The sequence below is a fragment of the Veillonella montpellierensis genome (genome assembly GCF_947090115.1).
GTDB classification, from domain to species: Bacteria; Bacillota; Negativicutes; order Veillonellales; family Veillonellaceae; genus Veillonella; species Veillonella montpellierensis.
This window is the reverse complement of sequence record NZ_CAMUMS010000022.1, coordinates 1-3,435: the sequence shown is the minus strand read 5'-3', so window position 1 is coordinate 3,435 and position 3,435 is coordinate 1. Positions and strand designations below refer to the sequence as shown.

Genomic DNA, 3,435 nt, shown 5'->3' with positions numbered 1-3,435 from the left:
GACAAGCAAATTAAAACAGCTCATGCCTGAACTGTATTAGTATTGTATCCTATTGCACTATAAATTGCAAGAGGGTTTTTATAAGTTTCCATAGGCTCTAGTCATCAAACGATTCTCGTCGTACATACCATATGTGAAAGACCTATCGAGGTTTCTACTCTTTAATGCCATCGCTACCTATTGCATAGTCACACTATAACAAAATTGTATACGGAGCATTCTAACGCATGCCTTCTCATACGATGAATCATCAACAATGATACCTATATAACAATATGCAGAGGGTTGTACCATGTACTCCCCTCTGCATATTGCATTCGTACTCTATATGCTACAAAGTGTATCATATCTATCGTATCTATTTGTATATACTATTATTATTCATCTTCTTCTATTTCAGAAGCAGGTATCACCGTAATAGATGCGACTTTATCACCGCTATCTAAATTTTGTGTTTTCACACCAGAAACGGCTTTACTTTTTTTCACTGCAATGTCCGTAGTGTTAAAGCGAATAATTTTGCCTTGTTCAGAAATAATCATCACTTCATCATCATTTCTTACTACTTCTACGGCTACAACATCTCCTGTTTTATCGGTAATTCTAAAGTTTTTAGAACCTTTACCACCACGTTTTTGCAATGTATATGCACTAATATCATTGCGTTTTGCAAATCCTTCTTCGCTAATTGTAAAGATTTGAACATGTTCATCGTTGCCAGTAAACACGCCAGCTCCTACAACTTCATCACCAGCATTTAAGTTAATTCCTCGCACACCGTGTGCTGCCCGTTTTAATAATCGTGCATCTTCTTCATTAAAGCGAATAGCGATACCTTTCTTAGTGCCAATCAAGATGTCTTGACCACCTGTTGTCATACAAACAGAAATTAAGCGATCTCCTTCATCTAGATTGATAGCATTTAAACCACTACGACGAATATTTTGGTACTCTTCGATTTTAGTTCGTTTGCATACGCCGTATTTAGTCACCATAAACAAGTTCGCATCCATATCTACCGATTCTAAATTAATCATCGTTGTCACTTGTTCACCTACATTCAATGGCAACACATTGACCATAGCTGTGCCACGAGAATTACGGCTAGATGCTTCTGGTACTTCGTAAGCTTTCAAACGATAACTACGCCCAGTAGAGGTAAAGAATAATAATGTATTATGGGTACGAACATGCATAATTTGTGCCACATAATCATCTTCTTTAGTCTTGATGCCTACCACACCAACACCACCTTTATGTTGGTTGCGATATACATTAGCGTTCATGCGTTTAATATATCCTTGTTTAGTTAAGGTAATCACCATTTCTTCATCAGCAATTAAGTCTTCAATATTAAGTTCCGATGTATCAATCGTAATTTCACTGCGACGAGCATCACCATATTTCTTCTTCATATCATCTAATTCATCTTTGATGATACCTCGTTGACGGTCTTCACTTGCTAAAATTGCTTTCAAATCGGCAATCAATAGTTGTAATTCCTTATATTCTTCTTCAATTTTTTCACGTTCTAAGCCTGTTAAGCGACGTAATCTCATATCTAAAATCGCAGTCGCTTGTTTATCGGATAAGCCAAATTGAGTCATTAATGACTGTTTAGCGATTTCATCGGTTTGAGAACTACGTATGGTGGCAATTACTTCATCAATATGATCTAAGGCAATCAATAAACCCTCTAAAATATGAGCACGCGCCTCTGCTTTTTGTAATTCAAATTGAGTGCGGCGCACCACCACTTCCAATCGGTGTGTTAAGTAATGATTTAATACTTCTTTCAACGTTAACACTTTTGGATGTCCGTTAACGAGCGCCAACATGATAACCCCAAAAGAATCTTGTAATTGTGTATGTTTATAAAGTTTATTTAATACGATATCTGGTTGTATATCGGCACGCAATTCAATCACAATGCGCAATCCTTGACGGTCACTTTCATCACGCAAGGCGGTAATACCATCAATCACTTTATCACGACTTAAGGAAGCAATCGTTTCAATCACTCGTGCTTTATTCACTTGGTATGGTATTTCAGTTACCACAATTTTATGCTTACCTTTAGGCATTTCTTCAATGGTCGCTTTCGCACGCATTTTAATACTTCCACGACCCGTACTGTACGCTTTTTTGATACCTTCTCGCCCAAGAATTAATGCTCCTGTTGGAAAGTCTGGCCCTTTAATGGCTGTCATCAATTCGTCAACGGTTACATTCGGATTGTCTATTAACATAATCAATCCGTCTGCTACTTCTCCTAAATTATGAGGAGGAATATTCGTTGCCATCCCTACAGCGATACCTGCCGATCCGTTAATTAAAAGACTCGGTACTTTGGCAGGCAATACAGTTGGTTCTTGCAAAGACTCATCATAGTTAGGCATAAAATCAACAGTTTCTTTATCGATATCGGCCAACATTTCTTGCGTAATTTTAGCCATACGGACTTCTGTATAACGCATAGCTGCCGCCGAATCACCATCGATGGATCCAAAGTTCCCATGCCCATCAACCATTAGGTAACGCGTATTAAAATCTTGCGCCAATCGAACCGTAGCATCATAAACAGAACTATCTCCATGTGGATGATATTTACCTAGTACGTCACCTACGATACGAGCCGATTTTTTATAAGGTTTATTCGGGGTCATACCTGTTTCATGCATCGCATATAAAATACGACGATGAACTGGTTTAAGACCATCACGAACATCTGGTAATGCACGCATAACGATTACACTCATCGCATAATCTATATAGGCACTTTTCATTTCTTTATCGATTTGGACAGGCGTTATTTTGCCATGACTCCAGTTCGTTTCCTCCACAGTTCCACCTCATTTGTTCTTATCATCTAGTATAAAAGTCAATTAATCTACCTTATATTATACCATTATACTGTCAAGCTTGTCAGTATGTACTGGTGTATATGTTTTCTTAGTTACCTTTGTTGTCAACATATATGTTACATATTTTATAACTATGACTTAATCGCCAACACATATATGCACACACTTCAATCGATTTGCTCGACCTAAGCTCTTACCATTTCGTTTCATGCAGTATGTACACAGATGTTGCACTTACATAATCTCGTGTCATAATCTATCTAATTTAATACACTATGTACCACTTTACTAAAGGGTAACATTCGATACTGCCATTAAGTACGCTCTATACCACGCTGATTGTCATTTGTCGCATCAGCAGAATCTATCTATTTGATACAGGACATACCACTATCGTACCTACCACTTATAAATATAGGCTATCTTATCTACTCATCCTGTTTTTCCATAGAATAGGCATAGCAACCTCTTTTATTCATTTTTCTTCTTCCAATGACCCCCTACAGAAACAACTTCTTCTATCTTTCTATCTTTCTATCTTTCTATCTTTCTATCTTTCTATCTTTCTATC

At 37.4% G+C, this 3,435-nt stretch carries 1 protein-coding gene; it reads right to left on the bottom strand.

Annotated features, from left to right (window positions below):
- Positions 1 to 377: 377 nt before the first annotated feature.
- On the bottom strand, positions 378 to 2,843 hold the full coding sequence (gene gyrA, locus P6940_RS08110; protein ID WP_038153158.1) for a DNA gyrase subunit A: 2,466 nt from the start codon (positions 2,841 to 2,843) through the stop codon (positions 378 to 380).
- Positions 2,844 to 3,435 lie beyond the last annotated feature (592 nt).